At 70.4% G+C, this 23,403-nt stretch carries 25 protein-coding genes; 8 read left to right on the forward strand and 17 right to left on the reverse strand.

Annotation, left to right across the window (positions count from 1 at the left end; all coding sequences use genetic code 11):
* The first annotated feature begins 68 nt into the window (after positions 1–68).
* Positions 69–545: an Lrp/AsnC family transcriptional regulator gene (locus ASF45_RS06340; protein ID WP_200932121.1), complete on the forward strand. Its 477-nt coding sequence runs from the start codon at positions 69–71 to the stop codon at positions 543–545.
* A 5-nt stretch (positions 546–550) separates the two neighbouring features.
* Here the strand turns inward: ASF45_RS06340 and ASF45_RS06345 are convergent, their stop codons facing one another.
* Genes ASF45_RS06345 through ASF45_RS06360 form a run of 4 tightly spaced genes read right to left on the reverse strand, consistent with a single transcriptional unit; the run spans position 551 to position 3,250 of the window.
* Entirely contained in the window at positions 551–1,318 is a 768-nt protein-coding gene (locus ASF45_RS06345) for a class II glutamine amidotransferase (RefSeq protein WP_056658867.1), read from the reverse strand.
* 2 nt (positions 1,319–1,320) lie between these two features.
* Positions 1,321–2,784 (reverse strand): MFS transporter, encoded by a 1,464-nt coding sequence (locus ASF45_RS06350; protein WP_056658869.1) that lies wholly within the window; start codon positions 2,782–2,784, stop codon positions 1,321–1,323.
* 25 nt (positions 2,785–2,809) lie between these two features.
* Positions 2,810–2,998: a 4-oxalocrotonate tautomerase gene (locus ASF45_RS06355; protein WP_056658872.1), complete on the reverse strand. Its 189-nt coding sequence runs from the start codon at positions 2,996–2,998 to the stop codon at positions 2,810–2,812.
* Between the two features lie 36 nt (positions 2,999–3,034).
* A complete protein-coding gene (locus tag ASF45_RS06360) occupies positions 3,035–3,250 on the reverse strand; it encodes a cysteine-rich CWC family protein (protein WP_056658875.1) in 216 nt (71 codons plus the stop codon).
* A gap of 105 nt (positions 3,251–3,355) precedes the next feature.
* Here ASF45_RS06360 and ASF45_RS06365 point away from each other — a divergent pair, with 105 nt between their 5' ends.
* Entirely contained in the window at positions 3,356–3,706 is a 351-nt protein-coding gene (locus ASF45_RS06365; RefSeq protein WP_056658878.1) for a DUF1304 domain-containing protein, read from the forward strand.
* 5 nt (positions 3,707–3,711) lie between these two features.
* On the opposite strand, the gene ASF45_RS06370 is transcribed toward ASF45_RS06365, so the two are convergent.
* The 11 genes from ASF45_RS06370 to ASF45_RS06420 all read right to left on the reverse strand — a co-directional run bounded on the left by ASF45_RS06370 (position 3,712) and on the right by ASF45_RS06420 (position 14,304).
* Complete coding sequence (locus ASF45_RS06370; RefSeq protein ID WP_056659229.1) at positions 3,712–4,827, reverse strand: AI-2E family transporter; 1,116 nt, start codon at positions 4,825–4,827, stop codon at positions 3,712–3,714.
* Between the two features lie 70 nt (positions 4,828–4,897).
* Positions 4,898–5,311 carry a VOC family protein gene (locus ASF45_RS06375; protein WP_056658881.1) on the reverse strand — a complete coding sequence of 138 codons (414 nt, stop codon included), beginning with the start codon at positions 5,309–5,311 and terminating at the stop codon, positions 4,898–4,900.
* A 91-nt stretch (positions 5,312–5,402) separates the two neighbouring features.
* Positions 5,403–6,401: a tripartite tricarboxylate transporter substrate binding protein gene (locus ASF45_RS06380; RefSeq protein ID WP_056658884.1), complete on the reverse strand. Its 999-nt coding sequence runs from the start codon at positions 6,399–6,401 to the stop codon at positions 5,403–5,405.
* A gap of 2 nt (positions 6,402–6,403) precedes the next feature.
* Entirely contained in the window at positions 6,404–7,501 is a 1,098-nt protein-coding gene (locus ASF45_RS06385; RefSeq protein WP_235580835.1) for a threonine/serine dehydratase, read from the reverse strand.
* Positions 7,502–7,512: 11 nt separating this feature from the next.
* A complete protein-coding gene (locus ASF45_RS06390; protein ID WP_056658887.1) occupies positions 7,513–8,505 on the reverse strand; it encodes an N-carbamoyl-D-amino-acid hydrolase in 993 nt (330 codons plus the stop codon).
* 103 nt (positions 8,506–8,608) lie between these two features.
* On the reverse strand, positions 8,609–9,289 hold the full coding sequence (locus ASF45_RS06395; protein ID WP_056658891.1) for an amino acid ABC transporter permease: 681 nt from the start codon (positions 9,287–9,289) through the stop codon (positions 8,609–8,611).
* A gap of 11 nt (positions 9,290–9,300) precedes the next feature.
* The gene (locus ASF45_RS06400) at positions 9,301–9,984 is read right to left on the reverse strand and encodes an amino acid ABC transporter permease (protein WP_056658893.1); all 684 of its coding nucleotides are present in this window, start codon (positions 9,982–9,984) and stop codon (positions 9,301–9,303) included.
* A gap of 7 nt (positions 9,985–9,991) precedes the next feature.
* Positions 9,992–10,738: an amino acid ABC transporter ATP-binding protein gene (locus tag ASF45_RS06405; protein WP_056658896.1), complete on the reverse strand. Its 747-nt coding sequence runs from the start codon at positions 10,736–10,738 to the stop codon at positions 9,992–9,994.
* A 33-nt stretch (positions 10,739–10,771) separates the two neighbouring features.
* Positions 10,772–11,629 carry a transporter substrate-binding domain-containing protein gene (locus ASF45_RS06410; RefSeq protein ID WP_056658899.1) on the reverse strand — a complete coding sequence of 286 codons (858 nt, stop codon included), beginning with the start codon at positions 11,627–11,629 and terminating at the stop codon, positions 10,772–10,774.
* A 56-nt stretch (positions 11,630–11,685) separates the two neighbouring features.
* Positions 11,686–13,173 carry a dihydropyrimidinase gene (gene hydA, locus ASF45_RS06415; RefSeq protein WP_056658902.1) on the reverse strand — a complete coding sequence of 496 codons (1,488 nt, stop codon included), beginning with the start codon at positions 13,171–13,173 and terminating at the stop codon, positions 11,686–11,688.
* Between the two features lie 189 nt (positions 13,174–13,362).
* Complete coding sequence (locus tag ASF45_RS06420; RefSeq protein ID WP_056658905.1) at positions 13,363–14,304, reverse strand: LysR family transcriptional regulator; 942 nt, start codon at positions 14,302–14,304, stop codon at positions 13,363–13,365.
* 125 nt (positions 14,305–14,429) lie between these two features.
* Here ASF45_RS06420 and ASF45_RS06425 point away from each other — a divergent pair, with 125 nt between their 5' ends.
* From ASF45_RS06425 to ASF45_RS06435, 3 genes are all read left to right on the forward strand, one after another.
* On the forward strand, positions 14,430–15,089 hold the full coding sequence (locus ASF45_RS06425) for an aspartate/glutamate racemase family protein (RefSeq protein WP_056658907.1): 660 nt from the start codon (positions 14,430–14,432) through the stop codon (positions 15,087–15,089).
* Between the two features lie 34 nt (positions 15,090–15,123).
* Positions 15,124–16,539 carry an FAD-binding oxidoreductase gene (locus ASF45_RS06430; protein WP_056658910.1) on the forward strand — a complete coding sequence of 472 codons (1,416 nt, stop codon included), beginning with the start codon at positions 15,124–15,126 and terminating at the stop codon, positions 16,537–16,539.
* 74 nt (positions 16,540–16,613) lie between these two features.
* Positions 16,614–17,546: a glyoxylate/hydroxypyruvate reductase A gene (locus ASF45_RS06435; RefSeq protein WP_056658914.1), complete on the forward strand. Its 933-nt coding sequence runs from the start codon at positions 16,614–16,616 to the stop codon at positions 17,544–17,546.
* A gap of 46 nt (positions 17,547–17,592) precedes the next feature.
* On the opposite strand, the gene ASF45_RS06440 is transcribed toward ASF45_RS06435, so the two are convergent.
* Positions 17,593–19,791, reverse strand: a complete 2,199-nt coding sequence (locus ASF45_RS06440; RefSeq protein ID WP_056658917.1) for a malate synthase G — start codon at positions 19,789–19,791, stop codon at positions 17,593–17,595.
* 233 nt (positions 19,792–20,024) lie between these two features.
* On the opposite strand from ASF45_RS06440, the gene ASF45_RS06445 reads away from it, so the two are divergent.
* From ASF45_RS06445 to ASF45_RS06455, 3 genes are all read left to right on the forward strand, one after another.
* The gene (locus ASF45_RS06445) at positions 20,025–21,173 is read left to right on the forward strand and encodes a serine hydrolase (protein WP_156472874.1); all 1,149 of its coding nucleotides are present in this window, start codon (positions 20,025–20,027) and stop codon (positions 21,171–21,173) included.
* Between the two features lie 11 nt (positions 21,174–21,184).
* Positions 21,185–21,712, forward strand: a complete 528-nt coding sequence (locus ASF45_RS06450) for a DUF3016 domain-containing protein (protein ID WP_156472875.1) — start codon at positions 21,185–21,187, stop codon at positions 21,710–21,712.
* Between the two features lie 98 nt (positions 21,713–21,810).
* Positions 21,811–22,467: a GntR family transcriptional regulator gene (locus ASF45_RS06455; protein WP_056658923.1), complete on the forward strand. Its 657-nt coding sequence runs from the start codon at positions 21,811–21,813 to the stop codon at positions 22,465–22,467.
* Positions 22,468–22,482: 15 nt separating this feature from the next.
* Here ASF45_RS06455 and ASF45_RS06460 read toward each other — a convergent pair whose 3' ends face one another.
* Positions 22,483–23,397 (reverse strand): ornithine cyclodeaminase family protein, encoded by a 915-nt coding sequence (locus ASF45_RS06460; RefSeq protein ID WP_056658926.1) that lies wholly within the window; start codon positions 23,395–23,397, stop codon positions 22,483–22,485.
* Positions 23,398–23,403 lie beyond the last annotated feature (6 nt).

Genomic DNA, 23,403 nt, shown 5'->3' on the forward strand with positions numbered 1-23,403 from the left:
TGCGTATTCGCATAACATGCGACTATCCTGGGCCATCACAGAATCCAATGCGAAAGTTCGAGGCTGACGTGCAATTCGACGCGATTGACGCGGCCATCCTGCGCGAGCTGCAGCACGACGCCAGACTCTCCAATGTGGAGTTGGCCAACCGGGTCCAGCTCTCGCCCTCGGCCTGCCTGCGGCGTGTGAAGCTGCTGGAGGATGGCGGCGTGATCACCCACTACGTGGCCCTGGTCAACCCCAAGGCGGTGGGCCAGCCGGGCACCTCGTTCACCATCGTCAACATCGAACGGACCACGCCGGACGCCTTGCGCGCCTTCGAGCAGGCGGTGGCGGACGAGCCGCGCATCCAGGATTGCTTTTATGTCGCCGGCAGCAACGACTACCTGCTGCGCTTCACCTACCGCGATGCCGACGACCTCGAGCGCTTCTATGGCGAAGTGCTGTCACGCCTGCCCGGCGTGGTGCGCTCGAACTCCATGTTGGTGCTGCGCACCGTCAAGCGCACGACCGCGCTGGCGCTGCGCTCCGAACTGCGCCAGTAGCCCGGCTAGTACGCGCTCAGCGCGCCGTCGACGAAAACCTTGAGCTCGCCCGGCGCAAAGGCCGTCCAGGCCTCGTTGGTCGTGAGTGGCGTGGTCACGACCACGGCCACGCGGTCGTCGGGCGTGGTCAGGCTGGAGAAGTCGACCGAGAGGTCTTCGTCGGCCAGCTGGGCCTGTGTGAACGGATGGCGCCGCTCCACGTAGTGCAACAGCGTGGACGCATGGGCCCACAGCGCCTGGCCGTTGGACAGCAGGAAGTTGAAGGTGCCGTGGCGTGCGACGCGCGGCGCCAGCTCGCGCAGCGTGATGCTGAGCTCCTCGACCGTGGGCACATCCGCATGCGACTTGGCCAGCTCCTGCATGATCCAGCAGAACGCGCGCTCGCTGTCGGTGCTGCCGACCGAGCGGAAGGCCCCGTGCAGGCGCGGGTGGAAGTCCTTCAGGTCGCCGTTGTGCGCGAACACCCAGTAACGGCCCCAGAGCTCGCGCACGAAGGGGTGGCAGTTCTCCAGCGCCACCACGCCCTGGGTGGCCTTGCGGATGTGCGAGATCACGTTGCGGCTCTTGATCGGGTAGCGCCGGATCAGCTCGGCCACGGGCGACTCGCAGGCGCTCTGGTGGTCGACGAAGTGGCGCACCCCGCGGCCCTCGAAGAAGGCGATGCCCCAGCCATCGCTGTGGTGGTCGGTGCGGCCGCCGCGCTCGGCGAAGCCGGTGAAGCTGAACACCACGTCGGTCGGCGTGTTGCAGTTCATGCCCAGCAGTTGGCACATGGTCAGGCTCCCGCGCGCGGGTCGGCGCGCAACTGGCGCGCCGCCGCGATCGCCAGCACGCACAGCGCGGCCAGCATCAGAAAGGTCTCGTTGAAGGCGGCCAGGCGCTCGGTGCTCACGCCCGCCTGCGGCATCAGACTCTGGCCGTGCGCGGCCAGCCGCCATTCGAGCACGATGCCGCACAGGCTCACGCCGGTGGCGCCACCCAGCATGCGCAGGAAGTTGATCGCGCTGGCGCCCTGCGGGATCAGCGGCTTGTCGAGCGAGCGCATGGCGCCCAGGTTCAGCGAGGGCAGGATGAAGCCCAGGCCGATGCGGCCCAGGATGGCCCAGGCCACGAGCCAGGCGATCGGGCTGGCCGCTGGCACCGTCATCATGAGCGCGAACGAGGCTGCCAGCAGCGCCAGGCCGGTGCTCACGAGCAAGGAGGCGGGCTTGCGGTCCGCGAGGCGGCCGACCAAGGCCATGGTGCCGGCCAGGACGAGGCTGGCAGGAACCAGGATGGTGCCCACGTGCGCGGCCGACAGATGCAGCGCCGACTGCATGTAGACCGGCAGCAGGTAGGTGGAACCGAACAGCGCCGTGCCGTAGATGCCCGAGACCACGCAGCCCATGGCATAGGCGCGCGACTGGAACAAGCGCATGTCCATGAGCGGCAGCCCGCCGCCCCGGGTCTGGCGCTCCTGCCACCAGATGAAGCCGCCGAAGGCCGCCACGGCCGCGGCCAGCAGCAGCACCGCCACCGCACCCGGCCGCGCGTGCAGTTCCACCATGCCGTTGAGCAGGCACAGCGTGCCCACCGTGCCCAGCACCAGGCCGGACCAGTCGAGCCGGCCGCCGTCGCGCGTGGCCACTGTGCCGCCCGGCGCCGTCATGGGCACGTAGGTGCGCGCCAGCCACAGCGAGGCCATGCAGAAGGGCACGACCATGAAGAAGATCGAACGCCAGCCGAAGGCCTCGACCAGCAAACCGCCGATGCTGGGGCCGATGGCCGGCGCCAGCACCACGCCCATGCCGAAGATGCCGGTGGCGCGCCCCTGCTCGTGCGGCTGGAAGGCCCGCAGGATGATGATGGCCGGGATGGGCTGCACCACGCCGGCCGCCAGGCCCTCGGCCACACGGGCCGCCAGCACCAGGCCGAAGTCCGAGGCGAAGCCGCCCGCGATGCCGCCGGTCATGAGCAGCCACATGGCGCCCGAATAGGTACGGCGGTAGCCGTAGCGCGCCAGCAGCCAGGGCGTGGTCAGCATGGAGCTGGTCATGGCCACCATGAAGCCCGAACTGACCCAGGCCGCGCGCGACGGCCCCAGCGCGAACTGGTGGCTCATGTCCGGCACCGCCACGTTGACGATGGTGGAGGACATGATGGACGCCATCGTGCCCACCATGACGGACAGCAGCAGCAGCCAGCGGTAGCGGGGCCCATAGCGGGCCCGCAGGTCGGGCAGGGAAGACGTCGCGCTCAAGGGACGAGGGCCGTGGCCGGCCCGCCTATTTCTTCTCGGACCAGAGCTGGCCGCCGGTGGCCCAGTTCTCGCGTTTGATGTCGGTGATGAGGATGTCGACCGATTCCGGCGAGCCGCCGAGGATCTCGACAGAAACGCGGGTGATCTCGGCCACGAGCTTCTTCTTCTGCTCGATGGTGCGGCCTTCCATCATTTCGACGTGGTACGTGGGCATGGGTGGTTCTCCTGCAAGGGCTGAAAGCCACGCATGTTAGCCCTGGGCACAGCGCGGGCAGACACAGGCCAGGCCACGCGCGGCCGGCGGCACGCGGGCCAGCACCTCGGGGGCGATGCAGGCCTGCATGCACCAGCAGTCGGCAGCGCGCGCAGCCTCGCCACAGGCGATGACGCAGGCATTGGCCTGGCCGCACAGCGGGCAGGTGCCAGCGTCGGGCACGGGCAGCGGCGACAGGGGTGCGACGGGCATGCAAATGAGTGTAGGCCAAGCCCGCGTCCGCCCGGGCCCGCGCCGAAGGCCGCTTCCCGGCCTGCACAATGGACGACGCTTTCCATCCAGAACAAGGAGAACCTCATGCTGGCCAACATCCTGATCGTGCTCGTGGCGCTGCTGCACCTGTACTTCCTGGTCCTGGAAATGGTGCTCTGGGACAAGCCCCAGGGCATGAAGGCCTTCCAGCTCACGCCCGAGAAGGCCGAGATGACCAAGGCCATGGCCGCCAACCAGGGCCTGTACAACGGCTTCCTGGCAGCCGGGCTGCTCTGGGGCCTGAACCTGGGCGCCGAAGGCCTGCACATCAAGGTCTTCTTCCTGGCCTGTGTGGCGGTGGCCGGCGTGTTCGGCGCCATCACCGTCAGCCGCAAGATCTTCTACGTCCAGGCGCTGCCGGCCCTGCTCGCCCTCGCTGCGCTCTGGCTGCTGTAAGAGGGCTACAGCACCTCGTCGTCCGCGGACGGGCGGCGCGCGGCGGTGGCCTCGGCCAGCGCATTGGCCTGGGCCTGCTCGGTGGCGAAGATGTCCCACACGGCAATGAACATGGCCGCAATCAGCGGCCCGATCACGAAGCCGTTGAGCCCGAACAGCGCCATGCCGCCCAGCGTGCTGATCAGCACCACGTAGTCGGGCATCTTGGTGTCCTTGCCCACCAGCAGCGGACGCAGCACGTTGTCCACCAGGCCGATCACGACCACACCGTAGACCACCAGGCCGATGCCCTGCAGCGTGGCGCCGGTGGCCAGCAGGTAGACCGCCACCGGCCCCCAGACCAGGCCGGCACCCACGGCCGGCAGCAGCGACAGGAAGGCCATCAGCACCGCCCACAGCACCGGCGCATGGATGCCCAGCACCCAGAACGCCAGCCCGCCGAGTGCGCCCTGCACGGCGGCGACGGCGATGTTGCCCTTCACCGTGGCGCGGATCACGGTGGTGAACTTGCCCGAGAGGTTGCGCAGGTAGCCCGCATCGAGCGGGATGGCGTTGCGCATGCGGCGTGTCAGCTGGGCGCCGTCGCGCAGCAGGAAGAACAGCAGGTACAGCATGATGAAGAAGCTGACCACGAAGTCGAAGGTGTTCTGCCCGATGTCGATGGCCTGCTGCGCGATGCGCTGGCTGCCCTGCTGCAGCGCGGTCACGAGGCGCTGCTGCAGGCCGTCCAGGTCGTCCAGGCCGAAGCGGCCCAGCAGCTGCGTGAACCAGTCGGGCAGCGCTGCGTAGATCTGGTGGGCGTAGCCCGAGAAGCTCACGCCGCCGTCGCGCACCTTGGCGTACAGCGCCGTCACCTCCTGCACCACGGAGCTCGTGATCATGGCCAGCGGCAGGATCACGAGCAGCACGATGATGAGCAAGGTGAGCAGCGCGGCCAGCGTGGGCCGCTGGCGCGTCTTGACCAGCAGGCGCCGGTACAGCGGCGCGAACACGATCGCCAGCACCGCCCCCCAGAACACCGCGCCATAGAAGGGCAACAGGATCCAGCCGAAGGCGACCGAGACGGCCACCAGCAGCAGGATGAAGGCTTTTTGTTCGAGTGCCGGGGGCTGGGAGGACATGGACGAGGCAGGGCTGGCGGAGGTGCCGCGCATCGTATCGGCAAACCGCCTGCCCCCACGGCCCGCCGTGTCAGACGGCGTAGAGGCCTTCGGTCGTCCGAAAGCCCTTGACCTCGATCGGGTTGCCGAAGGGATCGCGAAAGAACATGGTCCATTGCTCGCCGGGTTCGCCGGCGAAGCGCACCTGCGGCGCGAGCACGAAGTCGGTGCCGGCGGCTTCCAGCCGGCGTGCCAGTTCCTGCCAGGCCGGCAGCAGCAGCACCACGCCGAAATGCGGCATGGGCACCAGCTTGTCGCCCACCCGGCCGGTGGCGGCCGTGGCGAACGGCTCGCCCAGGTGCAGCGAGAGCTGGTGGCCGAAGAAGTCGAAGTCGACCCAGGTGGCGGTGCTGCGGCCTTCGCGGCATCCCAGCGTGCCGCCATAGAAGCGGCGCGCGGCGTCCAGGTCGGTGACGTTGAAGGCGAGGTGGAAGACGGAGGTCATGGTGGTTGCGGGTGGGTCAGAGGGTGGGAACGCGCAGGCGCCGTCCGGCACCGGCGCGGCGTGAACGGCCCGGCCTGCGCTGCGGCCGGCGTCAATCGATGGTCGCGCCCGAGCGCTTGATCGCGTCGGCCCAGACCGGCCGCTCCTTCTTCGCCAGGTTGAAGAGGTCTTCGCGCGGGCCGGTGTGGACTTCGTAGGCCTGGGTTTCCAGCGCCTGCTTCACGGCCGGGGACTGCAGCGCCCTGTTGAAGGCCGCGTTCAGGAAGTCCAGTGCCTTGGGGTCGGTGCCGGCAGCGGCCACGTAGCCGTTCCAGGCCACGGCCTGGTAGCTCTTGAGGCCGGACTCGGCCATGGTCGGCAGATCGGGCACACGGCTGTCGCGCGCAGCGCCGGTCACCGCGAGCGGAATGATCTTGCCGGTCTTCAGGTGCGGGGCGATCGAGGTGATGTTCTCGAACACCAGGTCGACCTCGCCGCGCAGCAGCGCCAGGTCGGCCTCCAGGCCGCCCTTGTAGGGGATGTGCACGATGGACACACCGGCCATGGACTTGAACATTTCGGCCGACAGATGGCCCGTGGTGCCGTTGCCGCCCGAGGCGACCGTCAGCTTGCCCGGGTTCTTCTTGGCCAGCGCGATGAGTTCGGCCACGCTCTTGACGCCCAGGTCGGCGCGCACGGCCAGCACGTTCTGCACCGAACCCGTCAGCGCCACGGGGACCAGCTGCCGGTCCGCGTCGTACGCGAGCTTCTTGTACAGCGACTGGTTGATGGCCAGCGTCGCCACGTTGGCGTAGGCGATGGTGTACCCGTCGGCCGGCGCGTTGATCAGCGCCTGCGTGCCGATGATGCCCGAAGCCCCCACGCGGTTCATGACCACCATGGTCTGGCCGATGTCGCGGCCGATCGCGTCGGCCAGCAGCCGCGAGACGATGTCGGGCGTGGTGCCGGCATTGAACGGCACGATCAGCGTGATCGGCTTGTCGGGGTAGGCCGCGGAAGCATGGCCCGCCAAAGCCAGCGCGGCCAGCGGGGCCGCCACGGCCTTGAGCAACAGGCGGCGTACAGAAGACGAAGAAGCGAAAACGGACATGGTCAGGACTTTCCAGGGATCGAGGGGGGTGGGACGGTCTCCTGTGGGCCGCTGATCGCGGCCTCGTGTCGTGGGGATGCGGTGACGGATTGCAGGACCGGCAGGTCGACGTTGCCGCCCGACAGCACGATGACGGCGCTGCGCCCCTGCAGGTGGAGGTGGCCGGCCAGCAGCGCGGCCAGCGCCACGCTGCCGCCGGGCTCCACGACCAGGCGCAGCTCTTCGAGCGCGAAGCGCATGGCGGCGGCGACCTCGGTGTCGCTGACGGCGACGGCGCGGCCCAGCAGCGGCTGGTTGACGGCGAAGGGCAGCTCGGCCGGGGTCACGGCCATCAGTGCGTCGCACAGCGTGGTCGCGCCGGGCGCGTTGGTCTCGCGTTGGCCGCTGGCCAGCGAACGCACGGTGTCGTCGAAACCCGCGGGCTCCACGGCCACGCGCTCGGCCTGCGGCGCCAGCGCGGCCAGCGCCAGGCTGCAGCCGGCCATCAGGCCGCCGCCGCCGCAGGGCGCGGCGAACAGCCCGAGGCGGGCGCGCGCCTCGGGCGCGAGGTCCTGCAGCGCCTCCAGCGCGACGGTGCCCTGGGCGGCCAGCACCTCGGGGTGGTCGCCCGGCGGCACCAGCGTGCCGCCGGTCTCGGCCAGCAGGCGCATGCCGATGTCCTCGCGGCTCTCCCTGGCACGGTCGTAGTGCACCACGCGCGCACCCTGGGCCAGCGCACGCGCCACCTTGTTCTTCGGCGCGTCCACGGGCATCACGATGGTGGCGGGCACGCCGAGCCGGCGCGCGGCCCAGGCGATGGCCTGGCCATGGTTGCCCGTGGAATAGGCCACCACGCCGGCCGCACGGCGCCCGGGTGGCAGCGCCAGCAGGGCGTTGAAGGCGCCACGGATCTTGAACGAGCCCGTGACCTGCAGGTTCTCGGCCTTGAGCCACACGGGGCCGCCGGCGCGTTCGTCCAGCACGGGTGAGCGCAGCAGCGGCGTGCGCAGCACGTGCGGCGCGATGGCTTCGGCCGCCCGCGCCACGTCGGCGAAGCGCGGCACGCGCAGCTCGCCCAGCATGGCGTGGACGATGCGCTCGGGCAGGACCGGGGCCGCCATACCCGCGGCCTTCATGCGCCCTGCCCCGGCTGCCAGACGGCCGGCGCGCTGCTGCCGGTCTGACTGGCGATGCGCTGGTAGGCCTCCAGGCGGCGGTGCTGCGCGAAGTTGAAGATGGTGCTCCTGCCCAGTTCGCACATGGCGAGGTTGCAGTCGGCCACGATGAGCTCGTCGTCCCAGGTCGACGCCAGGGCCATCACTTCGCCCTGCGGGTTGACGATCACGGAATGGCCCATGAGCTCGAAGCCGTCTTCGTTGCCGGCCTTGGCCACCCCCACGCCGAAGGTGGCGTTCTGGTAGCAGCCAGCCTGGATCGAGAGTTGCGAATGGAACTGGCGCTGGTACGGGGCTTCGAAGCCGCGGTTCTCCTGGTTCACGGCCGGCGTGTTGTAGCCCAGCATCACGAGCTCGACCTGCTGCAGGCCCAGTTCGCGCCAGGACTCGGGCCAGCGCCGGTCGTTGCAGATCAGCATGCCCAGGTTCACGTCCACGCCGCCGACGGGCGCACGCGTGACCGGAAAGCCCAGGTTGCCGACTTCGAAGTAGCGCTTCTCCAGGTGCTGCACCTTGCGGATGGTGGAGAACTCCTTGTGGCCCGGCAGGTGGACCTTGCGGTACTTGAGCACGATCTCGCCCGAGGGCGCGATGACCACCGAGGTGTTGAAGCGGCGCTTGCGCAGCACGCCGTTCTCGTCGGGCTCGTGGGCGATCTCGGCGTAGCCCAGGTAGCAGGTCAGGCCGTAGCGGCGGATCGCGTCGAACAGCGGCTGCGTGGCCGGCGAAGGCAGGGCCTCCTCGTACCAGCCGTCGGCCTCGTCGAGGTTCTCGACGTACCAGCGCGGGAAGAAGGTCGTGAAGGCCAGTTCGGGGAAGACGACCACGTTCGCGCCGCGCTGGTGCGCCCTTTCGAGCAGGCGCACCATGCGCGCGACGACGACGTCGCGGCCTTCTGCGCGTTGGATGGGGCCCAGCTGGGCGGCGGCGACGGTGATCAGGCGGTTCATGGCAGTGGGTGAGGACATGCAGGGGCGGGGCGAAGGCCGGGGTTCGGCCGGACGGGGTCAGTTGGCGGGCGGAAGCTGTCGGTGCGCAGTGGTCCGTCGCAGATCAGTGGCCGGCCATGCCGGCACGGCGTTTCTCGAGGCTGGCCAGCACGCGGGTGAGCGGCCACAGCATCGCCAGATACAGCAGCGCGGCCAGCACGATGGGCGAAGGGTTGTAGACCAGGGACTGCGTGTCGCGCGCGGCCCGCAGCAGTTCGGGCATGCCGACCACGCTGGCGATGGTCGTCAGCTTGACGACCTCGATGCAGTTGCCCAGCAGGTCCGGCATCACGTTGCGCACCGCCTGCGGCAGGACGACGTGCCGCAGCGCCTGCAGGCGGGTCAGTCCGGTGGAGCGGGCTGCCTCCATCTGGCCTCGGGGCACGGACTGGATGCCGGCACGGAAGACCTCGCAGAAGTAGCTGGCGTTGTTGAGCACGAAGGCCAGCACAACGGCGCCGAGCTTGGGCACGTTGCCGACCAGGAACGGCAGTCCGAAGTACAGGAAGATCAGCAGCACCAGCGGCGGGAACGCGCGGAAGAAGTCGACGTAGGCGATGACCGACCAGCGCGCCCAGCGCGCGGGCGACTGCGTCTGCGCCAGCGCCAGCAGCAGCCCGGCGCCTGCGCCCAGCGGGATGACGATGGCGGACAGCCAGACCGTGGTCCACAGGCCGCCGAGCAGGTAGGGGAAGACCTGGCGGTAGATCTCCAGGTTGAAGAAGGTGTCGATGAGCGTGTCCATGGCGGGGCTGCTCAGGTTCCGTGGGCGGCGCGGTGCTCGAGCCAGCGCGCCACGCAGACGATCGGCAGGAACACCAGCAGGTAGAGGAAGGCGCCGACGGTCAGCGGCGTCGGGTTGCCCGCCACGGCCGCCGATGCCTGGGCGGTGCTGAGGATCTCGCCCAGCGCCACCACCGAGCCCAGAGCGGTGTTCTTGGTCGTGGCGATGACGCGGTTGGTCAGTGGCGGCACGGCACGCCGCAGGGCCTGCGGCAGCAGCACCCAGCGCATGGCCTGCCACCAGTTCAGGCCGGTGGAGCGTGCGGCCTCCATCTGGCCCCGGGGCAGCGAGGACAGGCCGGCCCAGATGCTTTCCGTGGCGTAGGCGGCGAGCACCAGCGACAGCGAGAGCCAGGTCGAGGTGAACGACGAGAGCGGCAGGTTCACCGCCGGCAGGCCGAAGTACAGCAGGATGATGATGACCAGCGGCGGCAGCGAGCGCGTGACGTCCGAGAACACCACGACAGGGATGCGCAGCCAGGCGCGCCCGGTGGCGCGGGCCAGCGCCAGCGCCAGCCCGGCCAGCACGCCCGTGACCACGGTCGCCGCGCCGACGCCGACCGTGACCACCATGCCCCATGCGATCTCGCGCCAGTACTGCGCGGCCACCGCGGGGTTGAAGAAGGTGAAGAGGAATCCGGCGTTGGCTTCGTTCATGCCGCCCTCACGCCTTGGCGTCCATGTAACGGCCGATGAAGCTGCGCGTGCGCGCCTCCTTCGGGTTCTCGAAGACCTCGGCCGGCGTGCCCTGCTCCGCGACGACGCCGCCGTCCATGAACACCACGCGGTCGGCCACGGCATGCGCGAAGGCCATCTCGTGCGTCACCACCAGCATGGTCATGCCGCCGTCGCGCAGGCTGCGCATCACGCGCAGCACCTCTTCGACGAGTTCGGGGTCGAGCGCGCTGGTGGGTTCGTCGAACAGCATGACCTTGGGCTGCAGGGCGATGCCGCGCGCGATGCCCACGCGCTGCTGCTGCCCGCCCGAGAGCTGGGCCGGATAGGCATCGGCCTTGTGCGCCAGGCCCACCTGCCCGAGCGCCTCGCGGGCGATCGCCTCGGCGTGCGCGCGGTCCTTCTTCTGCACCCGCCGCAGCGCCAGCGTCACGTTCTCCAGTGCGCTCAAGTGCGGATACAGGTTGAAGTGCTGGAACACCATGCCCACGCTCTGCCGCACGCGGTTGATGTCCGTGTCCGGCCGGGTGATGTCCTGGCCGTCGACCACCACCTGGCCCGCCGTCGGCTCTTCCAGACGGTTGCAGCAGCGCAGCATGGTGCTCTTGCCCGACCCGGAGGGCCCGATGACGCAGACCAGTTCGGCCGGCCGGACGCGGAGGTCGACACCGCGCAGGACCTCCTGCGGGCCATAGGACTTGCGCAGTCCGACGAGTTCGAGAATGGGTGCGCTCATGGCTGGATGGGGAAATCGTCCGCGTGGTCCGGCTCAGGCGCAGTTCGGCTTGACCGGCGTGGCGTCGTAGTTCTCAGTGCCGGGCACGCCATGGCCGGGCGCCACGGTGCGCTCCACGCTGCCTGGCGCAGGGTCGATGCCATACCACTTGGTGGCCAGGCGCGCGATGGTGCCGTCCAGCTTCATGCACTTGAGGGCGTTGGAGACCGCATCGCGGCCGGCCTTGTCGTTCAGGCGGAAGGGGATGGCCCACACCAGCCCGGTCTTCACCGTGTACGTGGTCTGCAGCGCCGGGTTCTGCTTGGCGGCCCAGCCCGCGACCGTGTTGCCGGCCAGGTTGAAGTCGGCACGGTTGGACATGACGGCCTGGATCGCGTCGGCGTTGGTGCCGTACACGTCGTACTTGAAGCCGTACTTCTCGGCGTTCTCCTTGGCCCAGCCTTCGTAGTTGGAGCCCTTGTTGACGGCCACGGTCTTGCCCTTGAGGCCTTCGAGCGTTTCCAGCTTCGTGCCGCCCCTGCGGGCCAGGAAGGTGTAGTTGGTCTCGGTGTAGCCCTCGGTGAAGAGCAGCGCGCGGGCGCGGTCCGGGTTCACCGTGACCGGCGCCAGCAGGAAGTCGTACTTGCCGCTGTTCAGGCCCGGGATCAGGCCGGAGAACTCGGTCGCCTCGATCTCCACCTTGCGGCGCAGGCGCTTGCCCAGTTCCTCGGCGAGGTCGACGTTGAAGCCCTGGATGCCACCGCCGAGCTTGACCATGGCCTGCGGCGCGAAGGTCGGATCGACCGCGGTGCGCAGGGGTGGCGCGTCCTGGGCCTGGGCCAACGGCCCGAAGGTCGCGGCGCTGGCGGCCAGAACACAGAGGAGTCGGCGGGGCAGGAGGTGGTGGTGCATGGTCGGGCGCGTGGATGGAATGGATGTGGAAGGGGTGGGGGAAGCGGCTGGCAAGGTCAGGCGGTGGCGGCGCCACCGGCGGTGCCGAGTCCGATCAGGGCGCTGAACGCGCCCCGGCCGGGCGAGGGGGCGGGCGGCGCACCCAGCGGCCGCGACGGTCCGCGGCGCAGGAACTGACCCGAGCCCGGAGCGGCGTGCAGCGCGCCGGCGCGGGCCACGCTGCGACCGCGGCTGAACACGTCTTCCGGCCAGCCGGTCAGGCGCATGCCTTCGTAGGGCGTGTAGCCGACGTTGTCGTGCAGCAGCGCGGCCGTCACGTCCACGACGCGCGCGGGATTCCAGATGGCGATGTCCGCATCGGCGCCCACCGCGATGGCGCCCTTGCGCGGCGCCAGGCCGTACATGTGCGCATGGTTGGTGGCGGTCAGCGCCACGAACTGCTCGATGCCCATGCGGCCCTTCATGACGCCTTCGGAGAACAGCAGCGGCATGCGCAGCTCGATGCCCGGCACGCCGTTGGCCATCTCCTTGAAGGTGGTCGATTCGCCCCGGGGCAGCTTGCCCGACGCGTCGAAGCGAAACGGCGAGTGGTCGGACGAATACACGCCCAGGGTGCCGTCCAGCAGGCCGGCCCAGACCGACTCCTGCGAGGCCTTGTCGCGCGGCGGCGGGCTGCAGCAGAACTTGGCGCCTTCCACCCCCGGCAGGTCGATGTTGGAGGCTTCCAGGAACAGGTACTGCGGGCAGCTCTCGGCATGCACCTGCGCGCCCAGGCGGCGGGCCTGGCGCAGCACCTCCACGGTCTCCGCGCCCGCCACGTGCACGATCAGGATGGGAACGTCCACCAGGCGCGACAGCTGCACCGCGCGGTAGGTGGCCTCGGCCTCGGCCAACGGATCGTGCGCGACGCCGTGGAACTTGGGCGCCGTGTGGCCGCGGTCCAACAGGCGCTGCGCGATCCAGCGGATCATGTCGTGGTTCTCGGCGTGCACCATCACCATGGCCCCCTCGCGGCCGGCCGTCGCCATCACGTCCAGCAGCGCGTGGTCGTCGAGCTTGAGCAGGTCGTAGGTCATGTAGACCTTGAGCGAGGTGATGCCGTCGCGGATGGCCTGCGGCAGGTGCACGGACAGCGCCTCCTCGTCGGGGCGTGTGAGGATCAGGTGGAAGCCGTAGTCGATGACCGCCTTCTCGGCGGCCCGGCGCGCGTAGTCGGCCAGCACCTGGGGGATGCTGTCCTTGCGGTGCTGGGCGGCGAACGACAGGATGGTGGTGGTGCCGCCGAAGGCCGCGGACACCGTGCCCGAATAGAAGTCGTCGGCGCACATGAGGCCCATGCCCGAGAGCTGCTCGATGTGGCAGTGGCTGTCGATGCCGCCGGGCAGCACCCAACGGCCGCGGGCATCCACGTCTTCCCGGCCGGGCGCGAGGTCGGGCCCGATGGCCGCGATGCGGCCGTCGACGATGCCGATGTCGCCATCGGTGCAGCCGGTGGCGTTGCAGATCCTGCCGCCACGGATGGTGAGGTCGAAGGGAGCGGTCATGGTGCGGGCGCTGGAAGGACGGACGGGCCGGGACAGGTGCGGACGCGGTCGTCGACCGCGTCCACACGGGGCCGCGTCGGGCTGCCGGAGCGCCTGTGGCGCAGCGGCAGGACGACGCGTTGGAGGAAATTATTTCGAGCGCGCGCCGCGCTGTCGCCTGCCGATTCGTGCGACAGGCATAACCTGCGGTTAAGCGGTCGCGTCCTGGTGCATCTCTGCACCTTGCCGGGGCACGGATGGCCCATTGCCGTGCATCAAGGCCCGCAGATCGGTGATGAAGGACTGCGCGATCTGCGACAGCGGTTCGAAGCGCAGGTGCAGCAGCGTCGCATGGACCAGCGGCGTGCCATGCACCGGCCGCACCACCAGGCGGTGGTTGGTCCAGCTGCGCACCGAGAACTCGTCGACCAGCGCGATGCCGGCCCCCGCCTGCACCATGGCATAGGCGTTCTGCGGCGAACCCACCTCCACCGCCGCGCGCACGGGCTGGCCCGCGGCCTCGAACAGCTGGGCCACCAGCCGGCCGAAGTAGGTGCTGCGTTCGTAGGAGACCAGCGGCCAGGGAACGAGGTCCTCCACCGCCAGCGTGGCCAGGCGCGCGAGCGGGTGGTCGTACGGACACACGCAGACCAGCCGCGCCGAGCCCAGCGGCATGGCGAGCAGGTTGGGATGCTCCACCGGGCGCAGCGTCACCGCCAGGTCCGCCTGGTGGTTGAGCACGCGCTCCACCAGCGGCACCGGCCCGAGGTACTGGAAGGTGACCTTGACATTCGGATGGCGCAGGCGAAAGCGCATCACGGCCTGCGGAATGATCATCTGGCCGACGCTGGGGCTGGACACCAGGTTGAGGATGCCGTCGCTGTTCTCGCGCAACTCCCGCGCCAGCTCGTTGACGCGGCCCACGCCCGCGTAGACCAGCTCCACTTCGCGGATCAACTTCTTGGCCTCGGGCGTCGGATACAGCCGCCCCTTGATGCGCTCGAACAGCGGGAAACCGACGCGGCTTTCCGTGTGCGAGAGCAGCCGGCTGACCGCGGGCTGCGACACGCACAGCAGCTCCGACGCGCCGGTGATGGAGCCCGTGATCATCACGGCACGGAAGACTTCGATCTGGCGCAGGTTGAGGGACATGGCGTGCCGGCCCGGCCCGCGGGCCAAGCGGATAACAGAACGTTAAGGATGACCCACAACTTAGCAAGTGCCATGCCCCGCCGGGCGGCCTAGACTTTTTGCACGCCCTGCCGACCGCCCGCCCCATGCCCCGCACCCTCTACGTCATCAATCCCAACAGCAACACCAGCGTGACCGCGCAACTCGATGCCGCGGTGGACCCGCTGCGGCACGCCGGCGGGCCCGACATCCGCTGCGTGACACTCCCATCCGGCCCGCCCGGTGTGGAGACGCAGGCCCATGTGGATGAGGCCGCGCTGGCCGTCAACGCGTTCGCCGCGCGCCACCAGGCCGACGCCGCGGGCTTCGTGGTGGCCTGCTTCAGCGATCCGGGCGTGGCGCAACTGCGCGAGCGCGTCGCGGTCCCGGTACTGGGCATCAGCGAATCGGCGGTGCTGACGGCCTTGACCCTGGGCCACCACTTCGGCGTGGTCGCGATCCTGCCGGGCTCCATCCCGCGCCACCTGCGCGCCTGGGGCGCCATGGGCATCGCGCAGCGTTGCGTCGGCGAGATCGCCATCGGACGCGGCGTGTCCGCACTGGCCGACCGCGAGGCCACGCTGGCGGCCATGGTCGACGCCGGCCGGCGCCTGCGGGACGAGCGCGGCGCCCATGTGCTGGTGATGGGCTGCGCCGGCATGGCCACGTTCCGCACGCCGCTGGACGAGGCCTGCGGCCTGCCGGTGGTCGAGCCCACGCAGGCCGCCGCGGCGATGGCGCTGGGCCGCATCCTGCTGGGCTGGTGAGCATGCACCTGGCGTTCCCCGGCGGGCCGGCGCGATGAATCCCGTGCACGATGCACCTGCCCGGCCCGCCGCGCCGCATGCCGAGCTGCACCGGCGGCTGCACGGCATCGTGGGCGACGCCGGGATGGTGCACGACGCCCTTGCCCAGGCGCCCTACCTGCGCGACTGGCAGGGCCGGTGGCAGGGCCGGGCCGCGCTCGTCGTGCGGCCAGCCGACACCGCACAGACCTCCGCCGTCATGCGGGTGTGCCACGAGACGCACACGCCGGTGGTCACCCAAGGCGGCAACACCGGCCTGCGCGGCGGCGCGACACCCGACGCCAGCGGTGCGCAGATCGTCCTGCACACCGGGCGCATGGACCGCATCCGTGGCGTCGACCCGGTGAACCTGACCCTGCTGGCCGACGCGGGCGTGACGCTGGCGCGCGTGCAGCAGGCCGCGCAGGACGCCGGGCGCTCGTTTGCGCTGCGCCTGGGTTCCGAAGCCCGCTGCACCATCGGCGGCAATCTGGCCACCAATGCCGGCGGCGCCACCGGCATGCGCGCGCTCACGCTCGGCCTGGAGGTGGTGCTGCCCGACGGGCGCGTGTGGAACGGCCTGCACAGGCGGCACCAGGACCACGGCGGCCTCGACCTGCGGCAACTGCTGATCGGCTCCGAAGGCGCGCTGGGCGTCATCACCACGGCCATGCTGCAGCTGCAGCCCCGGCCCGCCGCCGTTGCGACGGCCTGGGTGGGCGCCGCGCAGCTGGATGCCCTCGTCGCGCTGCAGGACGCGCTGCGCGCGCGCTGCGGCGGCTGTCCCGCGGCGTTCGAGCTGATGTCCGGCGAGGCCGTGGCCCTGGTGCTGGCGCAGGTCCCCGGCACGCGCGCTCCGCTGGCGGGGCGGCATGCCTTCCAGGCGCTGATCGCATGCAGCGACACCTGCGCCGGCCCGCTGGCCGGACCGTTGCAGGCCGTGCTGGCCGAGGAGTCGGCCGCAGGTGCGCTCGGCGAGGTCGCGTTCGGGTCGACACCGGCCCAGGTGCAGGACTTCTGGCGGCTGCGGCAGGGCATCGCCGAGGCCCAGCTGCGGGCCGGCCGCACGCACCAGCACGACGTCTGGCTGCCGCTGTCCCGGCTATCCGCGTTCGTCGCGCAGGCCGGCGCGGTGCTGCGGCGCCAGGCGCCCGACGTGCGGCTGCTCTGCTTCGGGCACCTGGGCGACGGCAGCCTGCACTGCGGTCTGCTGGTGCCCGATGCCGCCCGCGCCGCCGTGGACGACGCGGCGCTGCACGCGCTGGGCAAGGCGCTGCACGCGCTGGCCACCGAACACGGCGGCAGCGCCGTCGCAGCACAGGGCGTGGACGCGCCGCGGCGCCACGCGCACGCGATCGAGGCCGACCTGCTGATGCGGATCAAGCAGGCGCTCGACCCGAACCACTTGATGAATCCCGGCAAGGTGTTCTGAACCGTGCCGGCCCGCCACCGCTCTCCCCATCTCCCCGTACCGCCAGGCCCCCGGGCCTGGCAGCCGACATCGCCATGAAGATCCTGTTCTGCAGCACCCACCCGCTCCACACGGCGGACTACGTGGCCGAGTTCCAGGCCGCCCTGCCCCATGCGGAGCTCGTGCCGTGGCACGCGGGCCTGCCAGCACAGGACGCCGAACTCGCCATCGTCTTCCAGCCGCCGGACGCGCTGTACGCGCGCGAACCGCAACTGCGCGCGCTGTTCAACCTGGGCGCGGGCGTGGACGCGCTGCTGCGCAACCCGGCCTTGCCGCCGTCGGTGGCGCTCTACCGCATCGAGGACGCCGGCATGTCGGCGCAGATCGCTGAGTACGTGGTGCACGCGGTGGCGGGCATCGTGCGGCAGTTCGGGCGCTATGCCGGGCAACAGACGCAGGGGCGCTGGCAACAGCTGACCGCGCGCGACCGACGCGCGTTTCCGGTCGGGGTGCTGGGCCTGGGCGCCATCGGCCGGCGGATCGCGGCCGTGCTGGCCCAGCTCGATTACGACGTGGCGGGCTGGTCGCGCAGCGGCCAGCCGGTGGACGGGGTGCAGGTCTTCGCTGGCTCGGACGGCTTGCCGGCCTTCCTCGCGCGCAGCCGCATCCTGGTCAACATCCTGCCGCTCACCGAGGAGACCTCGGGCATCCTCCGCGCGCAGACGATGGGCCAACTGCTGGCGCCGGCGCACGTGGTCAACGTCGGGCGCGGCGAGCACCTGGTGGAAGAAGATCTGCTGGCCCTGCTGGACGCGGGCCAGGTGGAGAGCGCGGTGCTGGACGTGTTCCGCACCGAGCCGCTGCCACCGGACCATCCGTTCTGGCACCACCCCCGCGTCACCGTGACGCCGCACGTGGCGGCGCAGACCGGCCGGCGCGAGACCGTGGCGCAGATCGCCCGCAAGATCGAGGACTGGCTGGCGGGCCGTCCGGTGTCGGGACAGGTGTCGCGCGAGCGGGGCTACTGAGCCGCGTGGGCGGCCGGGGCCCGCGCAGCCCGGCCGGTGTGGCGCGTCACGCGCCGGCCTTGACCTTCAAGCGCCAGGCATGCAGCAGCGGCTCGGTGTAACCACTCGGCTGCTCCTTGCCCTTGAACACCAGGTCCAGCGCGGCCTGGAACGCCGCGCCCTGCGGGTTGGCCACCAGGCTCTTGTACAGCGGGTCGCCAGCGTTCTGCTTGTCCACCACGGCGGCCATGCGCGTGAAGGTCTCGCGCACCTGGGCTTCGGTCACCACGCCGTGCTGCAGCCAGTTGGCCATGTGCTGGCTGCTGATGCGCAGCGTGGCGCGGTCTTCCATGAGGCCCACGTTGTGGATGTCGGGCACCTTGGAGCAGCCCACGCCCTGGTCGATCCAGCGCACCACGTAGCCCAGGATGCCCTGGGCGTTGTTGTCGAGCTCCTGCTGTTTGTCGGCGGTGGACCAGTTGGTGTCCGTCGCCACAGGCACGGTCAGGAGGCCGTTCAGGATGGCGTCGCGCTCGGCCGCCACGTCCGTCTTCTCGAGTTCCTTCTGCACGTCCGCCACGCTGACCTGGTGGTAGTGCAGCGCATGCAGCGTCGCGGCCGTGGGGCTGGGCACCCAGGCGGTGTTGGCGCCGGCCTTGGGGTGGCCGATCTTCTGCACCAGCATGTCGGCCATCAGGTCTGGCATGGCCCACATGCCCTTGCCGATCTGGGCCTTGCCACGCAGGCCGGCGGCCAGGCCGACCAGCACGTTGTTCTTCTCGTACGACGTGATCCAGGGCGTGGTCTTCATCGCGCCCTTGCGCAGCATCGGGCCGGCGTACATGGCCGTGTGCATCTCGTCGCCCGTGCGGTCCAGGAAGCCGGTGTTGATGAAGGCCACGCGGCTGGCGGCCGCGGCGATGCAGGCGGCCAGGTTCACGCTGGTGCGGCGCTCTTCGTCCATGATGCCCAGCTTGACCGTGCTGTCGGCCAGGCCCAGCAGCTGCTCGACGCGGCCGAACAGCTCGCTCGCGAAGGCCACTTCGGCCGGTCCGTGCATCTTGGGCTTGACGATGTAGACCGAGCCGGTGCGCGAGTTGCGCACGGTCTGGCCGGCACGGGGCTTCAGGTCGTGCAGCGCGATGGTGGTGGTGATGACCGCATCCATGATCCCTTCGGGGATTTCGCGGGTCGCGCCGTCGGCCGCCTGGTACAGGATGGCCGGGTTGGTCATCAGGTGGCCGACGTTGCGCACGAACATCAGCGAGCGGCCGTGCAGCGTGACGGGTTGGCCGTTGGCGCCGGTGTACTGGCGGTCGGGGTTCAGGCCGCGCGTGAAGGTCTTGCCGCCCTTGGCGACTTCCTCGGTCAGCGTGCCCTGCAGGATGCCCAGCCAGTTGCCGTAGGCGACGACCTTGTCGTCGGCGTCGACCACGGCGACCGAATCTTCCAGGTCGAGGATGGTGGACAGCGCGGATTCGAGCACCACATCGCTGACGCCGGCCGCGTCGCTCTGGCCGATGGCCGTGCTGCGGTCGATGCGGATGTCGATATGGATGCCGTTGTGCTGGAGCAGCACCGAAGAAGGCGCAGCGGCATCGCCCTGGAAGCCGATGAACTGGGCGGCGTCCTGCAGGCCGGTCGTGCCTGCGCCGGTCTGCACCACGAGCTTGCCGCCTTCGATGCGGTAGCCCGTCGCATCCTTGTGCGAGCCGCTGGCCAGTGGCGCAGCCTCGTCCAGGAACTTGCGCGCGAAGGCGATGACCTTGGCGCCGCGGATGGGGTTGTAGCCGCCGGCCTTCTCGGCGCCGTCGTCTTCGGAAATCGCGTCGGTGCCGTACAACGCGTCGTACAGCGAGCCCCAACGTGCGTTGGCCGCGTTCAGCGCGTAGCGCGCGTTCAGGATCGGCACCACCAGCTGCGGGCCGGCCTGGGTGGCCAGTTCGGCGTCGACCTGGGTGGTGGTCGCCTTGGCGCCCGCGGGCACCGGCACCAGGTAGCCGATCTTCTCGAGGAAGGCGCGGTAGGCCGGCATGTCGGCGATCGGGCCGGGGTGGGCCCGGTGCCAGGCATCCAGTTCGGTCTGCAGGCGGTCGCGCTCGGCCAGCAGCGCGATGTTTTTGGGCGCCAGATCGCCGACGATTGCATCGAAGCCCTTCCAGAACGTGGCCGCTTCGATGCCGGTGCCGGGCAGCACCTTGTCTTCGATGAAACGGGCCAGGTTGGTCGCGACCTGGAGGCGGTGGTAGGTGGTGCGTGCGGTCATGGCTGGCCTTTCGGAGTCCGGATGCGGAAAAGGATCGTCGGGGGATGCAGAAAACGGGCCGCGCGCTCGGGCACATCGCGGCGTCCCCTGACTTTAGAGGACACTGGGCCTTCGATTGCGCACCGCAGCAGCGGGTCATCTGTGACCAAAATGACGGTAATCGCGGAATTTTCAGTCCCAAAGCCACCTCATCCCAGCGCAATAAACCGGCATTGCCACCCCAGGAACCTGCCATGGCCCTTCTGAATGCACTCGCCTTGAACCACCTGAACCAGGTGCTCCAGCAGCACATCGATGCCGGCCTGCTGCCCGGCGCCGTGGTGCTGGTCGGCCAGGGCGGCCAGGTCGCGCACCAGGCCGCGCTGGGGCGGCGGGACCCTGCCGGCCAGCAGGCCATGCCGGCCGACGCGATCTTCCGCATCTATTCGATGACCAAGCCCATCGTGTCGCTCGCGGCGCTGATGCTGGCCGAGCAGGGCCGGTTGTCGCTGGCCGATCCGATCATGCGCTGGCTGCCGCAGTTCGCCGAGACGCCCGTGGGCGTGGAGCGCGACGGGGCGCTGGCGCTGGAGCGCGCGCTGCGCCCGCCCACGGTGCACGACCTGCTGCGCCACACGGCCGGCTTCACCTACGAGTTCCTGGGCAACAGCGCCGTGCAGCGCCAGTACCAGGCGGCCGGCCTCGCCGACACCGCCCGGACCAACGCGGGCTTCTGCGACGCACTGGCGCGCCTGCCCTACAGCGCCCAGCCCGGCAGCTGCTGGCAGTACAGCCGCGCCACCGACGTGCTGGGCGCGTTGCTCGAGGTCGTCGCTGGCGAACCGCTGGGCGCGCTGCTGCAGCGCCTCATCCTGGGCCCTCTGGGCATGGTGGACACCGGTTTCAGCGTGCCGCCGGCGCAGCAGCACCGCATCGCCGAACCCTTCGCGCAGTGCCCCGAAACCGGCCAGAGCGTCGTGATGCTGGACGCACGCAGCACGCCGGCCTTCGAATCGGGCGGCGGCGGCCTGTTGTCGACCGCGGCCGACTACCTGCGCTTCCTGCAGCTGTTGCGCAACCAGGGCCGCTTCCAAGGCCAGCGCCTGGTCTCGCGCAAGACCATGGAATGGATGGTGGCCGACCACCTTGGCACCATTCCCGTGGCCGGCGAGCTGCTCGCGCCCGGCCATGGCTTCGGCCTGGGCGTGGCCGTGCGCACGGCGCCCGGCCTGGTGGCCCAGCCGGGCTCGCCGGGCATGTACTTCTGGAGCGGCATCGGCGGCACCTTCTTCTTCGTCGACCCGGCCGAGGACGTGTTCGCGCTGCTGCTGGCGCAGACGCCCAACCAGCGCATCTTCTTCCGCAACCTGTTCCGGCACCTGGTCTACGCGGCCATCGAATGAAGGAACCCGCCATGACCACCACGACGCCATCGCGCTGGGCACTGCTGCTCGCCACCGCCCTGCTCGTGGCCTGCGCCACGCCGCGCCCCATGGGTGCACCGCCGGGTGCCGTCAGCGTGAGCTGGAGCGACCCGGCCCAGTTCGCCGAAGCGCGCGAGAACCACGCCGACACGCCGGCCGCGCGCGAGGCCTGGCTCAGCGCGCTGGCCCGCCATCTGGCCGAGAAGGCGGCGGCCGTGCTGCCCGAAGACGAGAAGCTCGAGGTGCGCATCACCGACGTCAAGCGCGCCGGCGGCTTCGAGCCCTGGCGCGGCCCGCAGGCGAGCGACCTGCGCGTGGTGCGCGACGTCTATCCGCCGCGCATCGACCTGCACTTCCAGCGCCTGGCGGCCGACGGCCGCGTGCTGCAAACTGGCAGGCGGCAGCTGCGTGACGTCACGTTCCTGATGCGGCCGACCCGCTACAGCGGCGACCCGCTGCGCTTCGAGAAGGTGCTGGTGGACGATTGGGTGGCCAAGGAATTCGGCGCCTTGCACTGAAGCCGCTGCAGCATTTTGTATCCCGGGGGCTGAAATAGAATTGCCGCTCGCCGGAGCAGCCTGCTCCCGGACGCCTGATTCACCCGAGACACACGCCGATGGACGCGTCCACTACCTTGCCAGGGACCCTGGGGGCCAGCCATTCGCCGCTGACCCAGCTGGTCGTCGATGCCTTGCGCGGCCGCATCCTGAGCGGCCAGGTGCCGCCAGGCGAGCGCCTGGTCGAAGGCCGCCTGTCCGAAGAACTGGGCGTGTCGCGCATGCCCGTGCGCGAAGCCTTGCGGCAGCTGGCCGCCGAGGGCCTGGTGACGATCGAGCCACGCCGCGGCGCCTCGGTGACGAGCTTCAGCCAGCAGCAGATGCGCGAACTGGTGGAAGTACGCGCCACCCTGGAGGGGCTCAACTCCAAACTGGCCGCCAAGCGCCACGACCCAGCCCAGATCGCCGAGCTCGAACGCATCCTCGAAGAAGGCACGCGCCTGGCCGAGAGCGACGACGTGGCCACCACCATGCGGATGAACCAGCGCTTCCACGACGCGCTCTCCAACAGCGCGGCCAACTCGGTGCTGCAGGACATCATGCGCTCGCTGCGCGACCGCACGGCGCTGGTGTTCGCACCCATCAACCGCACGCGCGGCAAGCAGAACTGGGAAGAGCACGCCGCCATCCTGCGCGCCGTGATCAAGGGCGACGCGGAGCTCGCCGCGCTGCTCGCCACCCGCCACGTGTACAACGCCGCGCAGATGGAGCCTTGAGCGGCGGGTGGCCCATCAGCCACCCTGCAGCCGACGCCAGGCCAGGCCCGCCAGCGCCACGTCTTCCAGGCCCACGCCGACCGACTTGTAGACCATGATTTGGCGCGCGTCCGTGCGCCCGCGCACCCGGCCGCAGACCAGCGCGCCGAGCTCCACGATCTTCGCGTCCCCCAGCGCATCGGGAGCGGCGAGCACCAGATCGCCCGCCTCGCGCAGCGACTGCGGCCGCCACTCGACCGCCACCAGTGCCGCCCGCCGCAGCGCCGCATCGTCCAGTTCGCGCGTGTGCGGCAGGCTGGAGCCGACGGCCGCGACGAAGGCGCCCTCGGCCAGCGCTTCACCCGCAAACAGGGCTTGCTGCGCGCGCGACGCCGTGACCACGAGGTCGGCGCCGTCCACCGCCTCGGCCGCCGTGCACAGGCGCAGTGGCACACCGCACGCGCGCGCCCAGGTGTCGGCCTGCTGCGGCGTCACGTGGCGGCTGCACACGCGAATCTCGTCCAGCCCATAGGCCGCTGCGAACTGCGCCAGGTGCGCGCGCCCTTGCACACCCGCCCCGAACAAGGCCAACGTGCGGGCATCGGGCCGGGCCAGGTAGCCCGCCGCGATGACCGAGCAGGCGGCCGTGCGCAGGCGTGTGATCGCTGCCGCGTCGAACGAGGCCAGCGGCCGCCCATCCTCGGCGGAGAACAGCAGGATCACGAACGAGAACTGCCCTGCGATCGTGGTGTAGACCTTGGCCCCGGCCACCTGCTGGCCGGGGATCACCGCCCCCAGCGTGGACAGCTTCAGGCCGCCGGCTTCGGTGCGGATGCGCTGCTGCATGGCGGCCTGCGCATCGCCGAAGGCGCGGAATGCCTCTCGCAGGCAGTGCTGTGCGTCCTGCGCCGTGACGGCGGCGTCGACCATGGCATCGGTGATGTGTTGCATGGCAGT

Source organism: Pseudorhodoferax sp. Leaf265, from assembly GCF_001422365.1.
GTDB lineage: Bacteria > Pseudomonadota > Gammaproteobacteria > Burkholderiales > Burkholderiaceae_C > Pseudorhodoferax.

What these genes read in the sequence shown, in the direction of transcription:
- ASF45_RS06345 (WP_056658867.1), bottom strand. Translation starts at nt 1,318, where the DNA reads ATGTGCCAACTGCTGGGCATGAACTGCAACACGCCGACCGACGTGGTG.
- ASF45_RS06355 (WP_056658872.1), bottom strand. Translation starts at nt 2,998, where the DNA reads ATGCCCACGTACCACGTCGAAATGATGGAAGGCCGCACCATCGAGCAG.
- ASF45_RS06360 (WP_056658875.1), bottom strand. Translation starts at nt 3,250, where the DNA reads ATGCCCGTCGCACCCCTGTCGCCGCTGCCCGTGCCCGACGCTGGCACC.
- ASF45_RS06365 (WP_056658878.1), top strand. Translation starts at nt 3,356, where the DNA reads ATGCTGGCCAACATCCTGATCGTGCTCGTGGCGCTGCTGCACCTGTAC.
- ASF45_RS06370 (WP_056659229.1), bottom strand. Translation starts at nt 4,827, where the DNA reads ATGTCCTCCCAGCCCCCGGCACTCGAACAAAAAGCCTTCATCCTGCTG.
- ASF45_RS06375 (WP_056658881.1), bottom strand. Translation starts at nt 5,311, where the DNA reads ATGACCTCCGTCTTCCACCTCGCCTTCAACGTCACCGACCTGGACGCC.
- ASF45_RS06380 (WP_056658884.1), bottom strand. Translation starts at nt 6,401, where the DNA reads ATGTCCGTTTTCGCTTCTTCGTCTTCTGTACGCCGCCTGTTGCTCAAG.
- ASF45_RS06385 (WP_235580835.1), bottom strand. Translation starts at nt 7,501, where the DNA reads ATGGCGGCCCCGGTCCTGCCCGAGCGCATCGTCCACGCCATGCTGGGC.
- ASF45_RS06390 (WP_056658887.1), bottom strand. Translation starts at nt 8,505, where the DNA reads ATGAACCGCCTGATCACCGTCGCCGCCGCCCAGCTGGGCCCCATCCAA.
- ASF45_RS06395 (WP_056658891.1), bottom strand. Translation starts at nt 9,289, where the DNA reads ATGGACACGCTCATCGACACCTTCTTCAACCTGGAGATCTACCGCCAG.
- ASF45_RS06400 (WP_056658893.1), bottom strand. Translation starts at nt 9,984, where the DNA reads ATGAACGAAGCCAACGCCGGATTCCTCTTCACCTTCTTCAACCCCGCG.
- ASF45_RS06405 (WP_056658896.1), bottom strand. Translation starts at nt 10,738, where the DNA reads ATGAGCGCACCCATTCTCGAACTCGTCGGACTGCGCAAGTCCTATGGC.
- ASF45_RS06410 (WP_056658899.1), bottom strand. Translation starts at nt 11,629, where the DNA reads ATGCACCACCACCTCCTGCCCCGCCGACTCCTCTGTGTTCTGGCCGCC.
- hydA (WP_056658902.1), bottom strand. Translation starts at nt 13,173, where the DNA reads ATGACCGCTCCCTTCGACCTCACCATCCGTGGCGGCAGGATCTGCAAC.
- ASF45_RS06420 (WP_056658905.1), bottom strand. Translation starts at nt 14,304, where the DNA reads ATGTCCCTCAACCTGCGCCAGATCGAAGTCTTCCGTGCCGTGATGATC.
- ASF45_RS06425 (WP_056658907.1), top strand. Translation starts at nt 14,430, where the DNA reads ATGCCCCGCACCCTCTACGTCATCAATCCCAACAGCAACACCAGCGTG.
- ASF45_RS06430 (WP_056658910.1), top strand. Translation starts at nt 15,124, where the DNA reads ATGAATCCCGTGCACGATGCACCTGCCCGGCCCGCCGCGCCGCATGCC.
- ASF45_RS06435 (WP_056658914.1), top strand. Translation starts at nt 16,614, where the DNA reads ATGAAGATCCTGTTCTGCAGCACCCACCCGCTCCACACGGCGGACTAC.
- ASF45_RS06440 (WP_056658917.1), bottom strand. Translation starts at nt 19,791, where the DNA reads ATGACCGCACGCACCACCTACCACCGCCTCCAGGTCGCGACCAACCTG.
- ASF45_RS06445 (WP_156472874.1), top strand. Translation starts at nt 20,025, where the DNA reads ATGGCCCTTCTGAATGCACTCGCCTTGAACCACCTGAACCAGGTGCTC.
- ASF45_RS06450 (WP_156472875.1), top strand. Translation starts at nt 21,185, where the DNA reads ATGACCACCACGACGCCATCGCGCTGGGCACTGCTGCTCGCCACCGCC.
- ASF45_RS06455 (WP_056658923.1), top strand. Translation starts at nt 21,811, where the DNA reads ATGGACGCGTCCACTACCTTGCCAGGGACCCTGGGGGCCAGCCATTCG.
- ASF45_RS06460 (WP_056658926.1), bottom strand. Translation starts at nt 23,397, where the DNA reads ATGCAACACATCACCGATGCCATGGTCGACGCCGCCGTCACGGCGCAG.